This is a genomic window from uncultured Pseudomonas sp. (assembly GCF_913777995.1).
Lineage (GTDB): Bacteria > Pseudomonadota > Gammaproteobacteria > Pseudomonadales > Pseudomonadaceae > Aquipseudomonas.
The window spans coordinates 85,667-102,725 of the sequence record NZ_CAJYVE010000008.1; the positions used below are offsets into that span (position 1 = coordinate 85,667).

The 17,059-nt window shown below is 64.2% G+C and carries 17 protein-coding genes; 9 read left to right on the plus strand and 8 right to left on the minus strand.

Annotated features, from left to right (window positions below):
- Positions 1–16 precede the first annotated feature (16 nt).
- The 4 genes from QZ497_RS02315 (at position 17) to QZ497_RS02330 (ending at position 4,185) form a co-directional block, all read left to right on the plus strand.
- On the plus strand, positions 17–1,294 hold the full coding sequence (locus QZ497_RS02315; protein ID WP_295470693.1) for an acetyl-CoA C-acetyltransferase: 1,278 nt from the start codon (positions 17–19) through the stop codon (positions 1,292–1,294).
- A gap of 70 nt (positions 1,295–1,364) precedes the next feature.
- The gene (locus tag QZ497_RS02320) at positions 1,365–1,643 is read left to right on the plus strand and encodes a hypothetical protein (RefSeq protein WP_295470695.1); all 279 of its coding nucleotides are present in this window, start codon (positions 1,365–1,367) and stop codon (positions 1,641–1,643) included.
- A 48-nt stretch (positions 1,644–1,691) separates the two neighbouring features.
- Entirely contained in the window at positions 1,692–3,128 is a 1,437-nt protein-coding gene (locus QZ497_RS02325; RefSeq protein WP_295470696.1) for a DUF726 domain-containing protein, read from the plus strand.
- Between the two features lie 160 nt (positions 3,129–3,288).
- Positions 3,289–4,185 (plus strand): PA4780 family RIO1-like protein kinase, encoded by an 897-nt coding sequence (locus tag QZ497_RS02330; protein WP_295470698.1) that lies wholly within the window; start codon positions 3,289–3,291, stop codon positions 4,183–4,185.
- A gap of 42 nt (positions 4,186–4,227) precedes the next feature.
- On the opposite strand, the gene cueR is transcribed toward QZ497_RS02330, so the two are convergent.
- The 3 genes from cueR to QZ497_RS02345 form a co-directional block, all read right to left on the minus strand.
- Entirely contained in the window at positions 4,228–4,626 is a 399-nt protein-coding gene (cueR, locus tag QZ497_RS02335) for a Cu(I)-responsive transcriptional regulator (RefSeq protein ID WP_295470699.1), read from the minus strand.
- Entirely contained in the window at positions 4,623–6,812 is a 2,190-nt protein-coding gene (locus QZ497_RS02340; RefSeq protein WP_295470700.1) for a cation-translocating P-type ATPase, read from the minus strand. The genes cueR and QZ497_RS02340 overlap by 4 nt, the downstream gene beginning before the upstream one ends.
- 69 nt (positions 6,813–6,881) lie before the next feature.
- A complete protein-coding gene (locus tag QZ497_RS02345; RefSeq protein WP_295470702.1) occupies positions 6,882–7,259 on the minus strand; it encodes a hypothetical protein in 378 nt (125 codons plus the stop codon).
- A gap of 146 nt (positions 7,260–7,405) precedes the next feature.
- Here QZ497_RS02345 and QZ497_RS02350 point away from each other — a divergent pair, with 146 nt between their 5' ends.
- Together QZ497_RS02350 and QZ497_RS02355 are read left to right on the plus strand one after the other, a co-directional pair.
- The gene (locus QZ497_RS02350) at positions 7,406–7,606 is read left to right on the plus strand and encodes a heavy-metal-associated domain-containing protein (RefSeq protein ID WP_295470703.1); all 201 of its coding nucleotides are present in this window, start codon (positions 7,406–7,408) and stop codon (positions 7,604–7,606) included.
- A gap of 73 nt (positions 7,607–7,679) precedes the next feature.
- Positions 7,680–8,864 (plus strand): multidrug effflux MFS transporter, encoded by a 1,185-nt coding sequence (locus QZ497_RS02355; protein ID WP_295470705.1) that lies wholly within the window; start codon positions 7,680–7,682, stop codon positions 8,862–8,864.
- A gap of 183 nt (positions 8,865–9,047) precedes the next feature.
- Here QZ497_RS02355 and QZ497_RS02360 read toward each other — a convergent pair whose 3' ends face one another.
- Positions 9,048–10,058 carry a zinc-binding alcohol dehydrogenase family protein gene (locus QZ497_RS02360; RefSeq protein ID WP_295470706.1) on the minus strand — a complete coding sequence of 337 codons (1,011 nt, stop codon included), beginning with the start codon at positions 10,056–10,058 and terminating at the stop codon, positions 9,048–9,050.
- Positions 10,059–10,170: 112 nt separating this feature from the next.
- Between QZ497_RS02360 and QZ497_RS02365 the strand changes: the two genes are divergently transcribed.
- Entirely contained in the window at positions 10,171–11,106 is a 936-nt protein-coding gene (locus QZ497_RS02365) for a LysR family transcriptional regulator (RefSeq protein ID WP_295470718.1), read from the plus strand.
- Positions 11,107–11,326: 220 nt separating this feature from the next.
- A complete protein-coding gene (locus QZ497_RS02370; protein ID WP_295470708.1) occupies positions 11,327–12,019 on the plus strand; it encodes a winged helix-turn-helix domain-containing protein in 693 nt (230 codons plus the stop codon).
- Between the two features lie 21 nt (positions 12,020–12,040).
- Here QZ497_RS02370 and QZ497_RS02375 read toward each other — a convergent pair whose 3' ends face one another.
- The gene (locus tag QZ497_RS02375) at positions 12,041–12,994 is read right to left on the minus strand and encodes an adenosine deaminase (protein ID WP_295470709.1); all 954 of its coding nucleotides are present in this window, start codon (positions 12,992–12,994) and stop codon (positions 12,041–12,043) included.
- A 166-nt stretch (positions 12,995–13,160) separates the two neighbouring features.
- Between QZ497_RS02375 and QZ497_RS02380 the strand changes: the two genes are divergently transcribed.
- A complete protein-coding gene (locus tag QZ497_RS02380; RefSeq protein ID WP_295470711.1) occupies positions 13,161–14,252 on the plus strand; it encodes a calcium:proton antiporter in 1,092 nt (363 codons plus the stop codon).
- 33 nt (positions 14,253–14,285) lie between these two features.
- On the opposite strand, the gene QZ497_RS02385 is transcribed toward QZ497_RS02380, so the two are convergent.
- The 3 genes from QZ497_RS02385 to QZ497_RS02395 all read right to left on the minus strand — a co-directional run bounded on the left by QZ497_RS02385 (position 14,286) and on the right by QZ497_RS02395 (position 16,694).
- Positions 14,286–14,972 carry an SDR family oxidoreductase gene (locus QZ497_RS02385; protein WP_295470713.1) on the minus strand — a complete coding sequence of 229 codons (687 nt, stop codon included), beginning with the start codon at positions 14,970–14,972 and terminating at the stop codon, positions 14,286–14,288.
- A gap of 429 nt (positions 14,973–15,401) precedes the next feature.
- A complete protein-coding gene (locus QZ497_RS02390) occupies positions 15,402–15,998 on the minus strand; it encodes a YigZ family protein (protein ID WP_295470714.1) in 597 nt (198 codons plus the stop codon).
- Positions 15,999–16,031: 33 nt separating this feature from the next.
- Positions 16,032–16,694, minus strand: coding sequence for a TetR/AcrR family transcriptional regulator (locus QZ497_RS02395; protein ID WP_295470716.1), 663 nt, complete (start codon positions 16,692–16,694; stop codon positions 16,032–16,034).
- Between the last annotated feature and the right edge of the window lie 365 nt (positions 16,695–17,059).

The window sequence follows — 17,059 nt, forward strand, 5'->3', positions numbered from 1 at the left end:
AAAACGGAGTTTTTCCATGAACCAGCCACGCCGTGTCGCCATCGTCGGCGGCAACCGTATTCCCTTCGCCCGTTCCAACGGTGCCTATGCGACGGCCAGCAATCAGGAAATGCTCACGGCGGCGCTGGAAGGCCTGATCGAACGCTTCAACCTGCACGGCCTGCGCCTGGGCGAAGTGGTCGCCGGGGCGGTGCTCAAGCACTCCCGTGATTTCAACCTGGCCCGTGAGTGCGTGCTCGGCTCGCGGCTTTCGGCGCAGACCCCGGCCTATGACCTGCAGCAGGCCTGTGGCACGGGCCTGGAGGCGGCGCTGCTGGTGGCCAACAAGGTCGCCTTGGGGCAGATCGAATGCGGCATCGCCGGTGGCGTGGACACCACCTCCGATGCGCCCATCGGCGTCAACGAGGGTTTGCGCCAGGTGCTGCTCAAGGCCAACCGTGGCAAGTCGCCCGCCGACAAGCTCAAGGCCCTGCTGCAACTGCGCCCCGGTCATCTCAAGCCGGAGCTGCCGCGCAATGGTGAGCCGCGCACCGGCCTGTCGATGGGGCAGCACTGTGAGCTGATGGCGCAGCGCTGGGGCATCGCCCGGGAAGACCAGGACCGGCTGGCGCTGGACAGCCATCTGAAACTGGCCGCCGCCTATGCCGAAGGCTGGCAGGACGATCTGCTGACCCCGTATCGCGGGCTGAACCGTGACAACAACCTGCGCCCGGAACTGAGCCTGGACAAGCTCGCCAGCCTCAAGCCGTCGTTCGAACGCGGCGCCAAGGGCACGCTGACCGCCGGTAACTCCACACCGCTCACCGACGGGGCATCGGTGGTGTTGCTGGCCAGCGAAGACTGGGCCCGCGAGCACGACCTGCCGATTCTCGCCTGGTGGCGCGACGGTGAAACCGCCGCCGTGGATTTCGTGCGTGGCGAAGAGGGGCTGCTGATGGCGCCGGTGTATGCCGTGCCGCGCCTGCTGGCGCGCAATGGCCTGACGCTGCAGGATTTCGACTATTACGAATTGCACGAGGCGTTCGCCGCCCAGGTGCTGTGTACCCTCAAGGCCTGGGAAGACCCGGACTACTGCCGCACTCGCCTGGGCCTGGATGCGCCGCTGGGCAGCATCGACATGACGCGCCTGAACGTGAAGGGCAGTTCCCTGGCCGCCGGGCACCCGTTCGCCGCCACCGGTGGACGTATCGTCGCCAACCTGGCCAAGTTGCTGGAAGTGGCCGGGCAGGGGCGCGGGCTGATTTCCATCTGTGCCGCCGGCGGCCAGGGCGTGACGGCGATTCTGGAGCGCTGATCAGTGACGCGTGGCATTCGCCACGGGCCGTGGGCATAATCGACGCGGTGCATTGGGTGGGCAGGTAGGCATGGGACTGATCTTGGCGGTGCTGGTGTTTCTCACCCTGGTGGGGCTTGCCCTTTATCTGTTCGACAAAGGCGCCAGAACCCGCTGGCTGCAGCCGCACATCGGCCTGTTGCTGATTGGCCTGTTGCTCGCCGGCATGGCCTGGCTGGCCGGGCTGATCTCGGTCGAGGCCGAAAGCTGGTTGATGCTGGCGGCCAAGCTGGTGATCGCCGTGGCCGGTATCCTGCTAGGCCTGCGCCTGATCAAGCGCGTCGCCAAGCGCTTCATCTTCCGCAATTGAACCAGGCCTGTCGCAAAGGCTGTTGCCCGGCAGGCGAGACACGACACAGTGGATACGCGTTTCAAGTTTCTGACCCTGCCCAAGGCCACGGGCAGCGTCGCCAACATCTTCATCCACGGCTACTCGGCTGGCCACGACCTGGACGACCGCCGCCTGCTGGCCGGCAGCATTCCCGAAGAGTTGCGCCAGAGCGTCAACGTGTTGGCCTTCTGGCCGTCGAGTCATTTCATGCAGATGGACAACCGCTCCCGGGGCCTGCTGGTGGCAGCGGTACGCCTGCATCCGCTGGCCGGCGCTGCGGCGCTGGCCGGTGACCGGGCCTGGCACTTCGCGCAGATCCGCAGCCGTGCCGAGGGTATGGGCCGGGTGCTGCTGGAGCAGCTGGCGCAGTACCTGGCGCTGCACCATCCGCAGGTCACGCAGGTCAATTTCATCGGTCATTCCCTCGGCGGGCGCGTGCTGGTCAGCATGTTGCGCCACCTGACGGCGGACAGCGCGCCAGGCCTGGCCATCGGCGACGTGCTGCTGATGGCGGCGGCAGTGCGTGTCGAGGCTCAGGAAGCCGAGCAACTGCGTGCATCCATCTCCGGTCGGCTGATCAATGCCTGGTCCAGCGAAGACCCGGTGCTGTTGCTCAACCTGGGCGAGCGCAGCCTGGGGCGCATGGCGGTGGAGCACTTCGACAACGTGCGCATGGTCGGTTATCGCCACCATCATTACTGGAAGCGCCTGCGTGAGGTGCTGGTGGCCAGCGGGTTCAGCGGTTTCGCCGGCCAACAGGATGACCCGCAGACCCTGCTGGTGGTCAACGACGACCCGGTGCTGCAGGACACTTACCTGCATGCCGTGCTGCAGCGTTCACCCGGCCCCTGGCTCGACGAAGCCATCAAGCACCTGTGCAGCAGCCGCTGGACACGGATCAGCGATGAAGAAACCGACCGTGTGTATGCCTTCGCCCGCGAGTTCCAACGGGTGGGCGGGCATTTCCTGCTCAATGCCGCGCGGCGACGCGGGGTGCCCTATACCCGCGTGCTGGGCATGCTGGCTCGCCAGTACGGCCTGGGGCAAGCGCTGCACCACTGCGCCACGGTGGTGGAGGTCGAGGCGCTGCTGCTGCGCACCTTCTTTCGTCAGGCGTTCATCGAGGGGCATCCATTGGCCCTGGCCTCGCCAGCCAGCGTCCGCAGTATGCCGTGGGCGGTCTATGCCGGGTACGTCGACCAGTTGGCCGAGCGCCTGACCCTGGCCCGCTCGTTCAGAACGGCCGCGGCCCCGACGGTGGAAGCGTCGGCCACCACCAGCCTGGTGGTCAGCCCGCCGCGCAGCACCTTGAAGTCGCTGCTCGGGGCGATCCGCCGGGTGCCGGTGCAACGCCTTTTCAACGATGTAAGCCTGGCGCTCAAGCCCGGCTATTCGGCGTTGATTCCGGCGGTGGCGATCGTTTTCTACGCGCGGGTCGCGCTGGATGACGAGACGCTGATGTAGGCGCTGCTGGCGCGAATGGTGCAAGGTCCTGAGCGCTCAGGCGTAATCGGCACCGGTTTGCTGTCCATGCCTGAGAACGGCATGCCACTACTCGCTGGTTGCGGATTGCCGTATAACGACGACTGAAGCGTATCTGGCAAAGGACCCCTGCTGAAAGCCGATGAAAACTCCCAAACGCATTGAACCCCTGATCGAAGACGGTCTGGTCGACGAGGTGCTGCGTCCGCTGATGAGCGGCAAGGAAGCAGCGGTGTATGTAGTGCGCTGTGGCAGGGAACTGCGCTGTGCCAAGGTTTATAAGGAGGCTAACAAGCGTAGTTTTCGTCAGGCGGCGGAATACCAGGAAGGTCGCAAGGTGCGCAACAGCCGCCAGGCGCGGGCGATGGCCAAGGGTTCCAAGTTCGGGCGCAAGGAGGCCGAGGACGCCTGGCAGAGCGCCGAAGTGGCGGCACTGTTCAAGCTGGCCGGTGCCGGGGTGCGGGTACCCAAGCCCTATGACTTCCTCGAAGGCGTACTGCTGATGGAGATGATCGCCGACGAGTATGGTGATGCCGCGCCACGCCTCAACGATGTCGAGCTGGAGCCTGACCAGGCCCGCGAATACCACGCCTACCTGATTCGCCAGATCGTGCTCATGCTGTGCGCCGGTCTGGTGCATGGCGACCTTTCCGAGTTCAACGTGCTGCTCGACCCGCAGGGGCCGGTGATCATCGACCTGCCGCAGGCCGTGGATGCTGCCGGCAACAATCATGCGTTCAGCATGCTGGAGCGTGACGTGGGCAACATGGCGGCGTACTTCGGGCGCTTCGCCCCGGAGCTGAAGCAGACCCGCTATGCCAAGGAAATGTGGGCGCACTACCAGGCCGGTACCCTGACCCCTGAAACCGAACTCACCGGCCAGTTCGAAGACTCGACCCAGCAGGCCGATGTGTACGGGGTGATGCGCGAGATCGAAGCGGCCAAGCGCGATGAAGCCCGTCGCCAGGCCGCCCTGGCCGCTGCCGAGGCACCGCCAGGCCAGCGCGATGAAGAGCCGACCCCGCCGTGGATGCGCTGAGCTTTTCACCCAGCCTGTAGGACTGCCTGCAGCTCGTTTGCCTCAGGGCTGGCAGCCGCAGGCCAGGTCCTTGAGGATCGGGCAATCGGGGCGATGATCGCCCTGGCAATGGTCGATCAGCTCCACCAGGGTGTCGCGCAGGCTGGCCATTTCCTCGATGCGCCGCTGCAATTCATCCACGTGCCGCTGGGCCAGTGCCTTGACGTCGGCGCTGGCGCGCTGGCGGTCCTGCCAGAGGGTCAGCAGTCGGCCGACTTCTTCCAGTGAAAAGCCCAGGTCCCGCGAGCGCTTGATGAACGCCAGAGTGTGCAGGTCTTGCTCGCTGTAGCGGCGGTAACCGCTGTCGCTGCGTTGCGCGGGGGCGAGCAGGCTGATGGATTCGTAGTAGCGGATCATCTTCGCGCTCAGCCCGCTGCGTTTGGCCGCTTGCCCGATGTTCATGGCGTTTCCTCCGGCTGACTGGGTTTCCAGGTCTTCAACAGCAAGGCATTGCTGACCACGCTGACGCTGGACAGCGCCATGGCCGCACCGGCCAGTACCGGGTTGAGGTAGCCCAGCGCGGCCAGGGGCAGGCCGATCAGGTTATAGACGAAGGCCCAGAACAGGTTCTGACGGATTTTCGCGTAGGTCTTGCGGCAGATCTCCAGGGCGGCCGGCACCAGGCGCGGGTCGTCGCGCATCAGGGTGATACCGGCGGCATGCATGGCCACGTCTGTGCCGCCACCCATGGCGATGCCCACGTCGGCGGCGGCCAGTGCCGGGGCGTCGTTGAGGCCGTCGCCGACCATCGCTACCACCTTGGTGCTCTTCAGGCCATTGACGATGGCGGCCTTGTCGGCCGGTAGCACCTGGGCGTGCACTTCGACGATGCCCAGCGCCTTGGCCACGGCCTGGGCACTGCCCTGGTTGTCTCCGGTCAGCAGGTGCGAGGTAATGCCGCGTTCATTCAACTGGCGGATGCCGGCTTCGGCACCGGGTTTGAGGGTGTCGCCGAAGGCGAACAGGCCGATGACCTTCGCTTGCGGCGCCAGCTCGATCAGCCAGGACACGGTGCGGCCTTCGGCCTCCCAGGCGTTTGCGGAGTCGGCCAGCTCGCCCATCGGCAGGCCGTTTTCCTCCAGCAGACGACGGTTGCCCAGCGCCAGTTCGCGGCCCTGTACGGTCGCCGCGATGCCGCGGCCAGGCAGCACGCGGCTGTGTTCCGGCAGCGCCAGTTGCAGTTGCCACTGCTGGCAGACCTCCAGTACGGCCTTGGCCAACGGGTGTTCGCTGCCGCGCTGCAGGGTGCCGGCCAGTTGCAGCAGGTGTTCTTCATTGGCCTGCACCGCGCCCATGTTGGTGATGCGCGGGGTGCCCGAGGTCAGCGTGCCGGTCTTGTCGAAGACCACCGTGTCGACCGCATGGGCGCGTTCCAGGGCTTCGGCGTCCTTGATCAGGATGCCGTGGCGGGCCGCCACGCCGGTACCGGCCATGATTGCGGTCGGCGTGGCCAGCCCCAGGGCACAAGGGCAGGCGATGACCAGCACAGCCACGGCGTTGAGCAGCGCGACCTCCAGCGAGGCGCCGTTGAGCATCCAGCCGGCCAGGGTCAGCAGGGCGATGAACAGTACGCTGGGTACGAACACCTGGCTGACCTTGTCGACCAGGCGCTGGATCGGGGCCTTGCCGGCCTGGGCATCCTCGACCAGGCGGATGATGCGCGCCAGCACGGTTTCCGCGCCCAGAGCGGTGGTACGCACCAGCAGGCGGCCTTCACCGTTGATCGCTCCGCCGACCACCGGGTCGCCAGGGTGCTTGGCCACCGGCAGGCTTTCGCCGCTGATCAGCGCTTCGTCGGCGTGGCTCTGGCCTTCCATGATCTGGCCATCTACCGGGAAGCGTTCCCCGGGGCGCACCACCACCAGGTCGTCGATGCGCAACGCGGCGATGGCCACTTCCTGTTCCTGGCCATCGACCCACTGCCAGGCGCGTTCGGGGCGCAGGGCTTCCAGGGCGCGCAAGGCACTGGCGGTCTGACGTTTGGCGCGGCTTTCCAGGTGCTTGCCCAGCAATACCAGGGCAATGACCATCGCCGAGGCTTCGAAATACAGGTGCGGTGTGCTGCCGGTTGCGGCGCTGGCCCAGCCGTAGACACTCAGGCCATAACCGGCACTGGTGCCCAGGGCGACCAGCAGGTCCATGTTGCCGCTGCCGACGCGCACGGCTTTCCAGGCAGCGACGTAGAAGCGCGCACCGAGGATGAACTGCACGGGGGTAGCGAGCGCGAATTGCACCCAGGGCGGCAGCATGGCGTGGATGCCCAGGGGCGCCAGAAGCATGGGCAGCACCAGCGGCAGGGCAAGGGCCAGGGCGGCCAATACGGACCAGCGCTGCAGCTGTTCCTGCCGCTGGCTTTGTCCGGTCGCGCGTGGCGTCAGGCTGGCGGTGTAGCCGGCGCGGCTGACCGCGTCGATGAGGTTTTGCGGGTCGGTATCCGGGTTGGCCTGTACATAGGCATGTTCGTTGGCCAGGTTGACGGTGACGCTGGCGACTCCGGGCACCTTGGCCAAGGCCCGTTCGACCCGGCCCGCGCAATTGGCGCAGGTCATGCCGCTGATCGGCAGGTCGAAGGCGACGGACTCTTGCATTGTGTTCGCTCCCTGAAGGTTGGGTACCTGCAAGGATCAACCTTGACCCAAGGGCAAGGTCAAGGCAATTCAATAATTCAGGTCGGCCTTCTTCAGGTACAGGCCGTTCATGTTGGCGGCGATGCGGTACTTGAGAATGTCACCGGCACGCACGGTGATGCGGTTGACCTGCTGGGCCTCCATGCCGGGCGCGCAGCCCACCACGTTGCCTGGCAGGCGGGTGAGGCGCACGTTCACCTCGCCGGGCGGCAGGTTGAACGACACCGACTCTTCCTGGAAGACCCGGCCGGCGAGTTGATCCTGGATGTACACGCCGATCTCGCAGGCACTGCCGACTTCCAGGCGTTCGCGGGAGATGATCAGGATGCCGTAGTCCTCTGCCTGAACGGCGGGAGCCGCGGCCAGGATGCCGAGAAAGCCGATGAGGCGCAGTGCGGGCCAGCGCATCGCTGATACTCCTGTGCAAAACGATGATGAGCAAGCTTGGCTCAGGCCCGGCGGGAATGCCAGCCCGGCAGGAGAACGAGAAACTTGACCTTGCCATGAGGGCAAGGTCGAGAATGCCGGCAACCCATCCCATGGAGGTAAGCGAGATGCAAGTATTCGACGTACAAGGCATGACCTGTGGCCACTGCGTGCGAGCGGTGACCCGTGCCATCCAGGACGCTGACCCGCAGGCCAGGGTCGAAATCGACCTGCCGGCGCGGCAGGCGAAAGTCGATAGTTCGCTGGTGGCGCAGCGCATCGTCGAGCTGATCGGCGAGGAAGGCTATCAGGCCCGGGCCTTGGAATAATTTCCGAGTTCACGGGTTATCTTCTGACAAGCCGGGTAGACTAACGAACTGCTTAGCTTGCTTACGGTTACTCATGAACCTTCGAATCATCCTCATTCTGGGCGCCTTGAGCGCCTTCGGACCGTTGGCCATCGACTTCTATCTGCCAGGCTTCCCGGCCATGGCGAAGGCGTTCGGCACCGACGAGCAACACGTGCAATTGACCCTGGCGGCCTACTTTCTGGGCCTGTCGATCGGCCAGTTGGCCTATGGCCCGGTGGCGGACCGCTTTGGTCGGCGCAAGCCACTGCTGGTGGGCGTAGCCTTGTTCAGCCTGGCCTCGCTGCTCTGCGCCATGGCGCCTACCCTCGAATGGCTGATTGCCGCGCGCTTCCTGCAGGCGCTGGGCGGGTGTGCAGGCATGGTGATCTCCCGTGCCATCGTCAGTGACAAATGCGATGCGGTGGGCGCTGCCAAAGTCTTTTCGCAACTGATGCTGGTCATGGGCCTGGCACCCATCCTCGCGCCTTTGCTGGGCGGGGTGCTGGTCAATGGCTTCGGCTGGCAGTCGATCTTCCTGGCCCTGACCCTGTTCAGTGCTGCCTGCCTGGCCGCCGTGGCCACCTCGCTGCCGGAAAGCATGCGCCCCGACCACCCGCGCGCGCCCTTGCGCGGCGCACTGGGCCGTTACCTGAGCCTGCTCACCGACCGTATCTTCATCGGCTACGCCCTCACCGGCGGCATCGCCATCGCCGGCATGTTCTCCTACATCGCCGGCTCGCCCTTCGTGTTCATCAAGTTGTACGGTGTGCCAGCCGAGCATTACGGCTGGCTGTTCGGCACCAATGCCGCCGGTTTCATTCTGGTGGCGCAGCTCAACGCCCGGCTGCTGCGGCGCTTCGGCCCGGCGTGGTTGCTGTCGCGGATGATCTGGGTGTACCTGGGCGCGGGGCTGACCGTGCTGGGTGTCAGCCTGTTGCGCACCGAGCAGCTGTGGCCGCTGCTGGTGCCATTGTTCGTCTGCCTGGCCAGTCTGGGCTGCATCATTCCCAATGCGTCGGCCTGCGCCATGAACGGCCAGGGGCAGCGCGCCGGCAGCGCCTCGGCCTTGCTCGGCTGCATGCAGTTCAGCGTCGCCGCCGGTGCCGCCAGCCTGGTTGGCGTGCTGCACGACGGCACGGCCACGCCCATGGCGCTGGTCATCAGCCTGTGTGGTGCGCTGGCCGTGGGCATGTCGATCATGACCCGCCGCCTGGTGGCCAGGCGCGCCCAGGCCTGACTTGCGTTTGGCATGGGACGCGTAAGAGCTTCAGCCGCAATACGGGTCAGTTAGACCGTTGGAGCGAGCTTGCTCGCGATGGCTGCGTCACGTTCACAGCAGATGCATGAGGTTTACCGGCCTCTTCGCGAGCAAGCTCGCTCCAACAAAAGTCAGTTCGTCCCTAACTGACCAGTATTGGGTTTAGAAACCTTCCAGGACGATTTTGCCCTTGGCCTTGCCGCTTTCCAGCAGGGCGTGGGCACGGCGCAGGTTTTCGGCGTTGATGGTGCCGAAGTGCTCGCCGAACGTGGTTTTCAGCGTGCCGTCGTCGATCAGTTGCGCCACTCGTGCCAGGAGCCGGTGCTGTTCGATCATGTCGTCGGTCTGGAACATCGAGCGGGTGTACATGAACTCCCAGTGCAGCGACAGGCTCTTGCGCTTGAGCTGCTTGACGTCCAGTTCGGCCGGGTCGTCGATCAGCGCCAGCTTGCCCTGGGGGCGCAATGCTTCGACCAGTTGCGCCAGGTGGTCGTCGGTGTTGGTCAGGCTTGCCACATGGGTCACCTCCGGCAGGCCGATGCGGCGCAGTTCTTCGGCCAGCGGCTTGCTGTGATCGATGACCTCATGGGCGCCCAGGTCGCGTACCCACTCGGCGGTCTGTGGCCGCGAAGCGCTGCCGATGACGGTCATCGAGGTCAGTTGGCGAGCCAGTTGGGTGAGGATCGAACCCACACCCCCTGCGGCGCCCACGATCAGCAGGCTCTGGCCTTCACCCTGGCCTTCGGTGACCTGCAGACGTTCGAAGAGCAATTCCCAGGCGGTGATTGCGGTCAGCGGCAGCGCGGCAGCGTGGGCGAAGCTCAGCGATTTCGGCATGGGGCCGACGATGCGCTCATCGACCACGTGCAGTTCGGTATTGCCGCCGGGGCGGGTCAAGTCGCCCGCGTAGAACACCTTGTCGCCCGGCTTGAACAGGGTCACGTCACGGCCCACGGCCTTGACCACACCGGCCACGTCCCAGCCCAGTACCTTGGCGGCACCTTCGGCAGGCTGCACGTTGCGGCGGATCTTGGTGTCCACCGGGTTGACCGAGATGGCCTTGACTTCGACCAGCAGGTCGCGTGGGCCGGCAACCGGCTCCGGCAGGTCGATGTCCTGAAGCGATTGCGGGTTTTCGACGGGCTGTGACTGGTAATAGGCGACGGCTTTCATGTAGCGCTCTCCGGAATGAATGGGACTGGAGCGGATCATTGACTATTTGCTGGGACGATAAAACCGGCTAAAACGGCAGTCTCTTTCAATATTTATTTGAAAAAGGGCTTTCATAGTGCGTTTCGATGACCTGGAACTGTTCGTTCGAGCTGCCGAGCTGGGCAGCCTCTCGGCTGCGGCACGGGCGATGGACTTGTCGGCCGCGGTGGCCAGTGCGGCGCTCAAGCGCCTGGAACAGCAGCTCGGTGCACGGCTGCTGGCCCGCTCCACCCGCAGCCTGCGTCTGACCGCCGAAGGCGAGGGTTTTCTCGACTACGCCCGTACGGCGCTGGCCAGCCTGGAAGAAGGGCAGCGTCTGCTGGCCGGGCGTGATGATGAGTGCAGCGGCGTGTTGCAGCTTTCCGCGCCTTCGGACCTGGGCCGCAACCTGCTACTGCCGTGGCTGGACGAGTTCCAGCATCTGCACCCGCGCCTGAGCGTACGCCTGTTGCTGGGCGACCGTATCGCCGACCTGTTCCGCCAGCCGGTGGATGTCGCACTGCGCTATGGCGAGCCGGAAGACTCCAGTCTGGTCGCCCTGCCGGTGGCGCCGCATAACCGCCGGGTGCTGTGCGCTGCACCGGACTATCTGGCTCGGCACGGTGAGCCACAGCAGATCGAGCAGTTGAGCCAGCATAACTGCCTGCTCTATATGCTTGGGGAGCGGGTGCATGACCGCTGGCGGTTTCATGACGGCAAGCGCGAGATCACCCTGACGGTGCGTGGCGACCGTTTCAGTGACGACGCTGATGTGGTGCGCCGATGGGCCGTGGCCGGACAGGGCGTGGCCTACAAGTCATGGCTGGATGTGGCGCACGATGTTCGGGCTGGCCGGCTCAAGGTGCTGCTGCCTAGCCTGCAGGGCCAGCCGACGCCCTTGAACCTGTTGTGCACCCACCGCGCGCAATTGAACCGGCCCATCCATTTGCTGCTGGCCATGCTGCGTGAGCGATGTGAGAGCTTGCAGCGCTTGTTTGGGGAAACGACCTACAGAGATTTCGGAAAATAGCATCGGCAAATACTGCTGGCTGTGCAGAGGTGCCAACATGGATATGGTGGCCCTCGGTGCTGGCAGGCACCTCGTCGACGATGGCCGTTTTCCCGGTGCCTGGGAGGGGCGGGCCGCGCCTATAATCCCGGCCCCTGGGAGGGTTCGCACCGTGGCCTGGCCGTCTTGGCGAGGCTGGCCGCAGGTGTGATGGATGAATGTTTCGACAGGGAGTTTTTACATGGAATACACACCTTGCATCAGCCAGATGGCGGCCTTGCTGGCCGACCCCAAGCGCAGTGCGATGCTCTGGGCCTTGCTGGATGGTGCTGCCCGGCCAGCCGATGAACTGGCCCTGCAGGCGGGATTGTCCACCGCTTCGGCGGGCGCGCACCTGGCACGCCTGGCCGCAGGTGGCTTGCTGAAGCAGGAGACCCGCGGCCGCAAGCGCTTTTTCCGCCTCGCCGCGCCCGAAATCGGCACCGCTGTGCAGGCCCTGGCCAGCGCCTCGCAGATCAGTGCCGAGCGGGTCAGCCAGCACCAGGCGCCGCTGCTGCCGTCCTTGCCGCTGCGTCGGGCGCGGGTGTGTTGCGACCATCTGGGCGGCGAGCTGGCCGCCGAACTCTATCAGCGCCTGCTGATCGACGGCTGGATCGAACAGCTGGAGCAGCGCGTCGAGGTCACCAGCAAGGGGCTGGCCAAGTTCGCCGAGCAGGGCATCTATGTGCCGGCCCTGGCGCAGCGCGAGCGCGATACGGTATGTGCCTGCCCCGACCGCCACGAGCACACCCCGCACCTGGGCGGTGCGCTGGGTGCCGGGCTGTTGCAGTTGTTCATTCAGATGGGCTGGCTGTGCACCACCGAAGAGTCCAACACCTTGCAGGTGTCATCCAGCGGGCAACGGGAGATCAGCAAGATCGCCTCGGCCGCGTGATGGCGGCCGAGGCGTTGCGGGTCAGTGCTTGACCAGGCGTGCGTCGAGGCTGTTCTGCGCCAGACGGCGAGCCTGGTCCTGGGTCATGCCCAGGTGGGTATGCAGGGCATGGAAGTTCTCGGTCACGTAGCCACCGAAGTAGGCCGGGTCGTCGGAGTTGACCGTGACCTTCACGCCGCGCTCGAGCATGTCGAGGATGTTGTGCTGGCTCATGTGGTCGAACACACAGAGCTTGGTGTTGGACAGCGGGCAGACGGTGAGCGGGATCTGCTCGTCGATGATCCGTTGCATCAGGCGCTCGTCCTCGATGGCCCGCACGCCATGGTCGATGCGTTCGATCTTCAGCAGGTCGAGGGCTTCCCAGATGTACTCGGGCGGGCCTTCTTCACCGGCGTGTGCCACGGTCAGGAAGCCTTCGGCACGGGCACGCTCGAAAACGCGCTGGAACTTGCTCGGCGGGTGGCCCATTTCCGAGCTGTCCAGGCCCACGGCGACGAAGGCATCACGGAACGGCAGCGCCTGGTCGAGGGTCTGCTGCGCCTGCTCTTCACTCAGGTGGCGCAGGAAGCTGAGGATCAGGCCGCTGCTGACGCCCAGTTGCTGACGACCATCCTTGAGGGCCTGGGTAATACCGGCCAGCACCACTTCGAAGGGGATGCCGCGGTCGGTGTGGGTCTGCGGATCGAAGAAGGGTTCGGTGTGGATTACGTTCTGCGCCTTGCAGCGTTGCAGGTAGGCCCAGGTAAGGTCGTAGAAGTCCTGCTCGGTGCGCAGCACGTCGGCGCCCTGGTAGTAGAGGTCGAGGAATTCCTGCAGGTTGTTGAAGGCGTAGGCCTGGCGCAGGGCCTCGACGTCCTGCCAGGGCAGGGCGATGCCGTTGCGGTCGGCGAGGGCGAAGAGCAGTTCTGGCTCCAGCGAGCCCTCCAGGTGCAGGTGCAATTCTGCCTTGGGCAGGGCGTTCAGCCAGTCGTACATGGTCATCTCTCATCAGGTGCAATGGCCGGGCATTCTACAGGGCCGGCCCGCTGCGCGGGACCGCCGCAGCACGGACGGTCCGCATATGTCGACATCTTGAAACCTTTTGACACATGCCGGGCTCTCAACACTGCAATCTTTCCGCATCACGGCAATGGACAGGCACATGGGCTCGGTCATCAAACAGGAAAAATTTCTGCTTCTGGCGATTCTCGCGGCGATTGCCGCTTATCCGCTGGAGCATCAGTTGCTTGGCCATGGCCGCACGGTGGCGCTGATCGCCGGCCTGGCCCTGGTGGCATTCATCGTCTGCGCGTCGCTGCGCGTGGCGCATCATGCCGAGGTGCTGGCCGAGAAGGTCGGCGACCCTTACGGAACGATGATCCTTACCCTGTCGGCAGTGCTGGTGGAGGTGGTCATCCTGGCGATCATGATGAGCAACGAGCCATCGCCGACCCTGGTACGCGACACCATCTATGCCGCGGTGATGCTCGACATCAACGGCATTCTCGGCCTGGCCGCGCTGATGGGCGGACTCAAGCATGGCGAGCAGGTCTACAACGACAGTTCCGCACGCACCTACAGCGTGATGATCCTCACCGCCATGGGCGTGTCGATGGTTGTACCCGAGTTCATCCCCGAGGGTGACTGGAAACTCTATTCGGCGTTCACCATCGGCGCGATGGTGGTGCTCTACACCCTGTTCCTGCGCATGCAGGTGGGGCCGCACAGCTATTTCTTCAGTTACAACTACCCGGAAAAGAAGAAGCAACGGCACGGCCCGGAGGCCAGTCACGAGTCCGGCAGCCTGGGGATGTCCATCGGCATTCTGGTGCTGGGCGTGGTGGTCATCGGGGCATTGGCCGAGGTGATGTCCAAGAGCCTGGACCTGGGGCTGGAGGGCAGTGGTGCGCCGCCGGTGATGACCGCGATTCTGGTGGCGGCCATCTCGGCTTCGCCGGAGATCCTCACCGCCTTGCGCGCGGCGCTGGCCAATCGCATGCAGGCGGTGGTCAACATCGCTCTGGGGGCGTCGCTGTCTACGGTGATTCTCACGGTGCCGGTGATGGAAGCCATGGCGCTGTACAGCGGTCAACCGTTCCAGATGGCCATGACTCCGGTGCAGACGGTGATGGTGTTCATCACCCTGCTGGTGTGTGCGATCAACCTCAACGACGGACAGACCAACGCCATCGAGGGTATGACGCATTTCGTGCTGTTTGCCACCTTCATCATGCTGTCGTGCATGGGGCTGTAGCGGCGGCCTTGAGAGCGCGCCGCTACGTGAGGGTTACCAAGGAATGGACGCGCCTTTGTAGTCGATGAAGTGATGGCCGCCCTTGCCGGCGTAGGCTTGCAACTGCTCGAACAACCCGGTGGTGCTAGTCAGTACGTCGATCTCGGCATTTTCGCCACCCATGTCGGTCTTCACCCAGCCCGGGTGCAGCGACAGAACGGTCGGGCGTGGCTCGGGCAGCTGGCCGACGAAGGTGTTGGTCATCGAGTTCAGGGCAGCCTTGCTGGCCTTGTACAGGGCCAGCGTGTCGCCGTCGGGGCAGGCCACGCTGCCCAATACGGAACTCATGAAGGCGATCACACCGGTGCCGGGGCGAACCTGGTGCACCAGGTGTTCAGCCAGGCGAATCGGCGCGACGGCATTGGTGAGGAACAACTGGCCCAGCTCGGCGGCGGTGGACTGGGCGGCGCTCTGGTGCTGCGGGCCGATGACGCCGGCATTGACGAACAGCACGTCGAAGGTTTCGCCTTTGAGCTTCTGGACCAACACCTGCAGCGAGGCATTGTCGTCGATATCCAGGGTTTCGATACGCACGCCTTCGATCGCCTTCAAAGCGTCGGCCTTGAGCGGATCGCGAACCGTGGCGGTGACTTTCCAGTGCTGTTCAGTCAGGCGCTGGACCAATCCCAGGCCGAGCCCGCGAGAAGCGCCGATGATCAGCGCGGTTTTTTCGGCAGACATGGAAAACTCCTTTTCTTGGGTGGCGATGACATCAGGGCCCGCAGCCTACTCCAGGCTTGGGTCTGTGGATACTTTGTTCTGAACACGGGGCGTCCCAGGAGTGCAGTCCGATTGCGCTGGTCAGTAAATGATCAATCGTCGGGGAAGGCGGCAGTTATGCGGGGTGGCGCAAGGCGTTCACCTGTTATCCACAGGCTGCTCCACAAATATTGTGAGCAACCGCTGGCGTAGGGCGAATGGCACTGGCTCTCTCTCCAGTGCCTCGTCGTGATTGCCCAAGCGCTTGTTTTCAGCCTGTTTTTCTGTCTTTGCCAGGCGGTTGGTCAAAACATGATCACTGGCGCGCAGAGCCCGGCAGGCAAGGCTTGCAGCCCGGTGTGCTCAGCTTATCCACAACCCGGCCCACAATAGATGTGAGCAACTGCAGGGTCACGCCTGCTGCGTCGCCTCTTCCAGAATGATGCGACCGCGACTGAGGTCGGCCAGCTGACGCTGCAGTGCCTCGACTTGCTCAGGCACCACGGCAATGGACATCTGCACGCCATTGGCGGTGAAGTCTTCATGTTCGACCAGGCCCTGTGCTTCTGAGATTCGCAGCTTGACCAGAGCCAGTTCACTGAAGCTGCACTCCAGCCTGAAGGGCTGGCGGTTCACCAGTGGCAGGCGCGGGGCCTGCTGCAGGCATTTATTGGCACCACCGCCATAGGCGCGGGCCAGCCCACCGGTGCCCAGCTGGATGCCGCCGTACCAGCGGATCACCAGTACCACCACCTGATCGAAATCCTGGGCTTCGATGGCCGCGAGGATCGGCCGACCTGCGGTGCCGCCGGGTTCGCCGTCGTCGTTGCTGCGATACTGGCTGCCCAGCTTCCATGCCCAGCAGTTATGTGTGGCGTTCAGGTCGCTGTGCTGTTCGATGAAGGCTTGCGCATCGGCCGGGCTGGCGATGGGACCTGCCAGGGTGATGAAGCGGCTTTTGCGAATTTCTTCGCGAAATTCACAGAAGCCGGTGAGGGTAGAAGGCATGCACGGTGTCCGGCGGATAACGTAAGGCGCCTATTACAGACCCGGCGGCCTCAACCCGCAACCCTTGAGGATGATGCTGACCAGATTGTCGCCGGCCAGCTCCATGTCCTGGCGGCTCAACTGGCTGCGTCCGGTGAGCTGGCAGATGTGGCTGGCGAAGTCGGCGTAATGCTGGGTGCTGCTCCACAGCATGAAGATCAGGTGAGCCGGGTCGATCGGGTCCATCTTGCCGGCATCGACCCAGGCCTGGAACACCGCCGTACGGCCCTGGAACCATTGGCGGTAGTCCTGGTTGAAATGCTGGCTCATGTATTCCCCACCGCTGATGATCTCCATGGCGAATATCCGCGAGGCCTGGGGGTGGCTGCGCGAGAAGGCCATCTTGGTGCGTATGTAGGCGGCCAGTGCGCTGGCAGGGTCGTCGTCGACCTGCAATTGGCTGAAGGCGTCTTCCCACTGGTCGATGATGCTGCCCAGCAGGGCGATATACAGGCTCTGCTTGTTACTGAAGTAGTAGTGCAGGTTGGCCTTGGGCAGGCCGGCCCGCTGCGCAATGGCGTTCATGCTGGTGCCCTTGTAGCCGTGTCGGGCAAATTCGTCTTCTGCGGCTTTCAGGATGATCTGCTGGTTCTTCCGGCGAATCCGGCTGGCGGGTTTGACTGGGGCACTGCGGTACACGACGGCGTCAGGGGGCATGTGGGCGACTCCGCGGTTCTGTTCTACTTATATGAAGGTGTGCACTGCACAGATAACTCAACTGGGCTTTTCCCACAAGGAAAAAAGGGAGTTATTGTCGGACAATCCTGAGATGCGCCTGCGGCTTCCCTGTTTCGGCTTATGAAGCGCGGTAGTGCGTACTAACGCGCCTTCTCTATATAGAAAGCACGGTGTATTCCCTGGCGAGGCCATTAATTTCAGTTTTTTGAAATTAACAGTTGACGGCCTTTCAGATGTCCTTATAATGCGCACCACTTCCAACGCGGAATGCACCGAAAACTCCTTGAGAATCAACGAGTTAAGGTGAGGCGAAAGAAGTGGTGCGAATCTTCGGATTCCGGCGG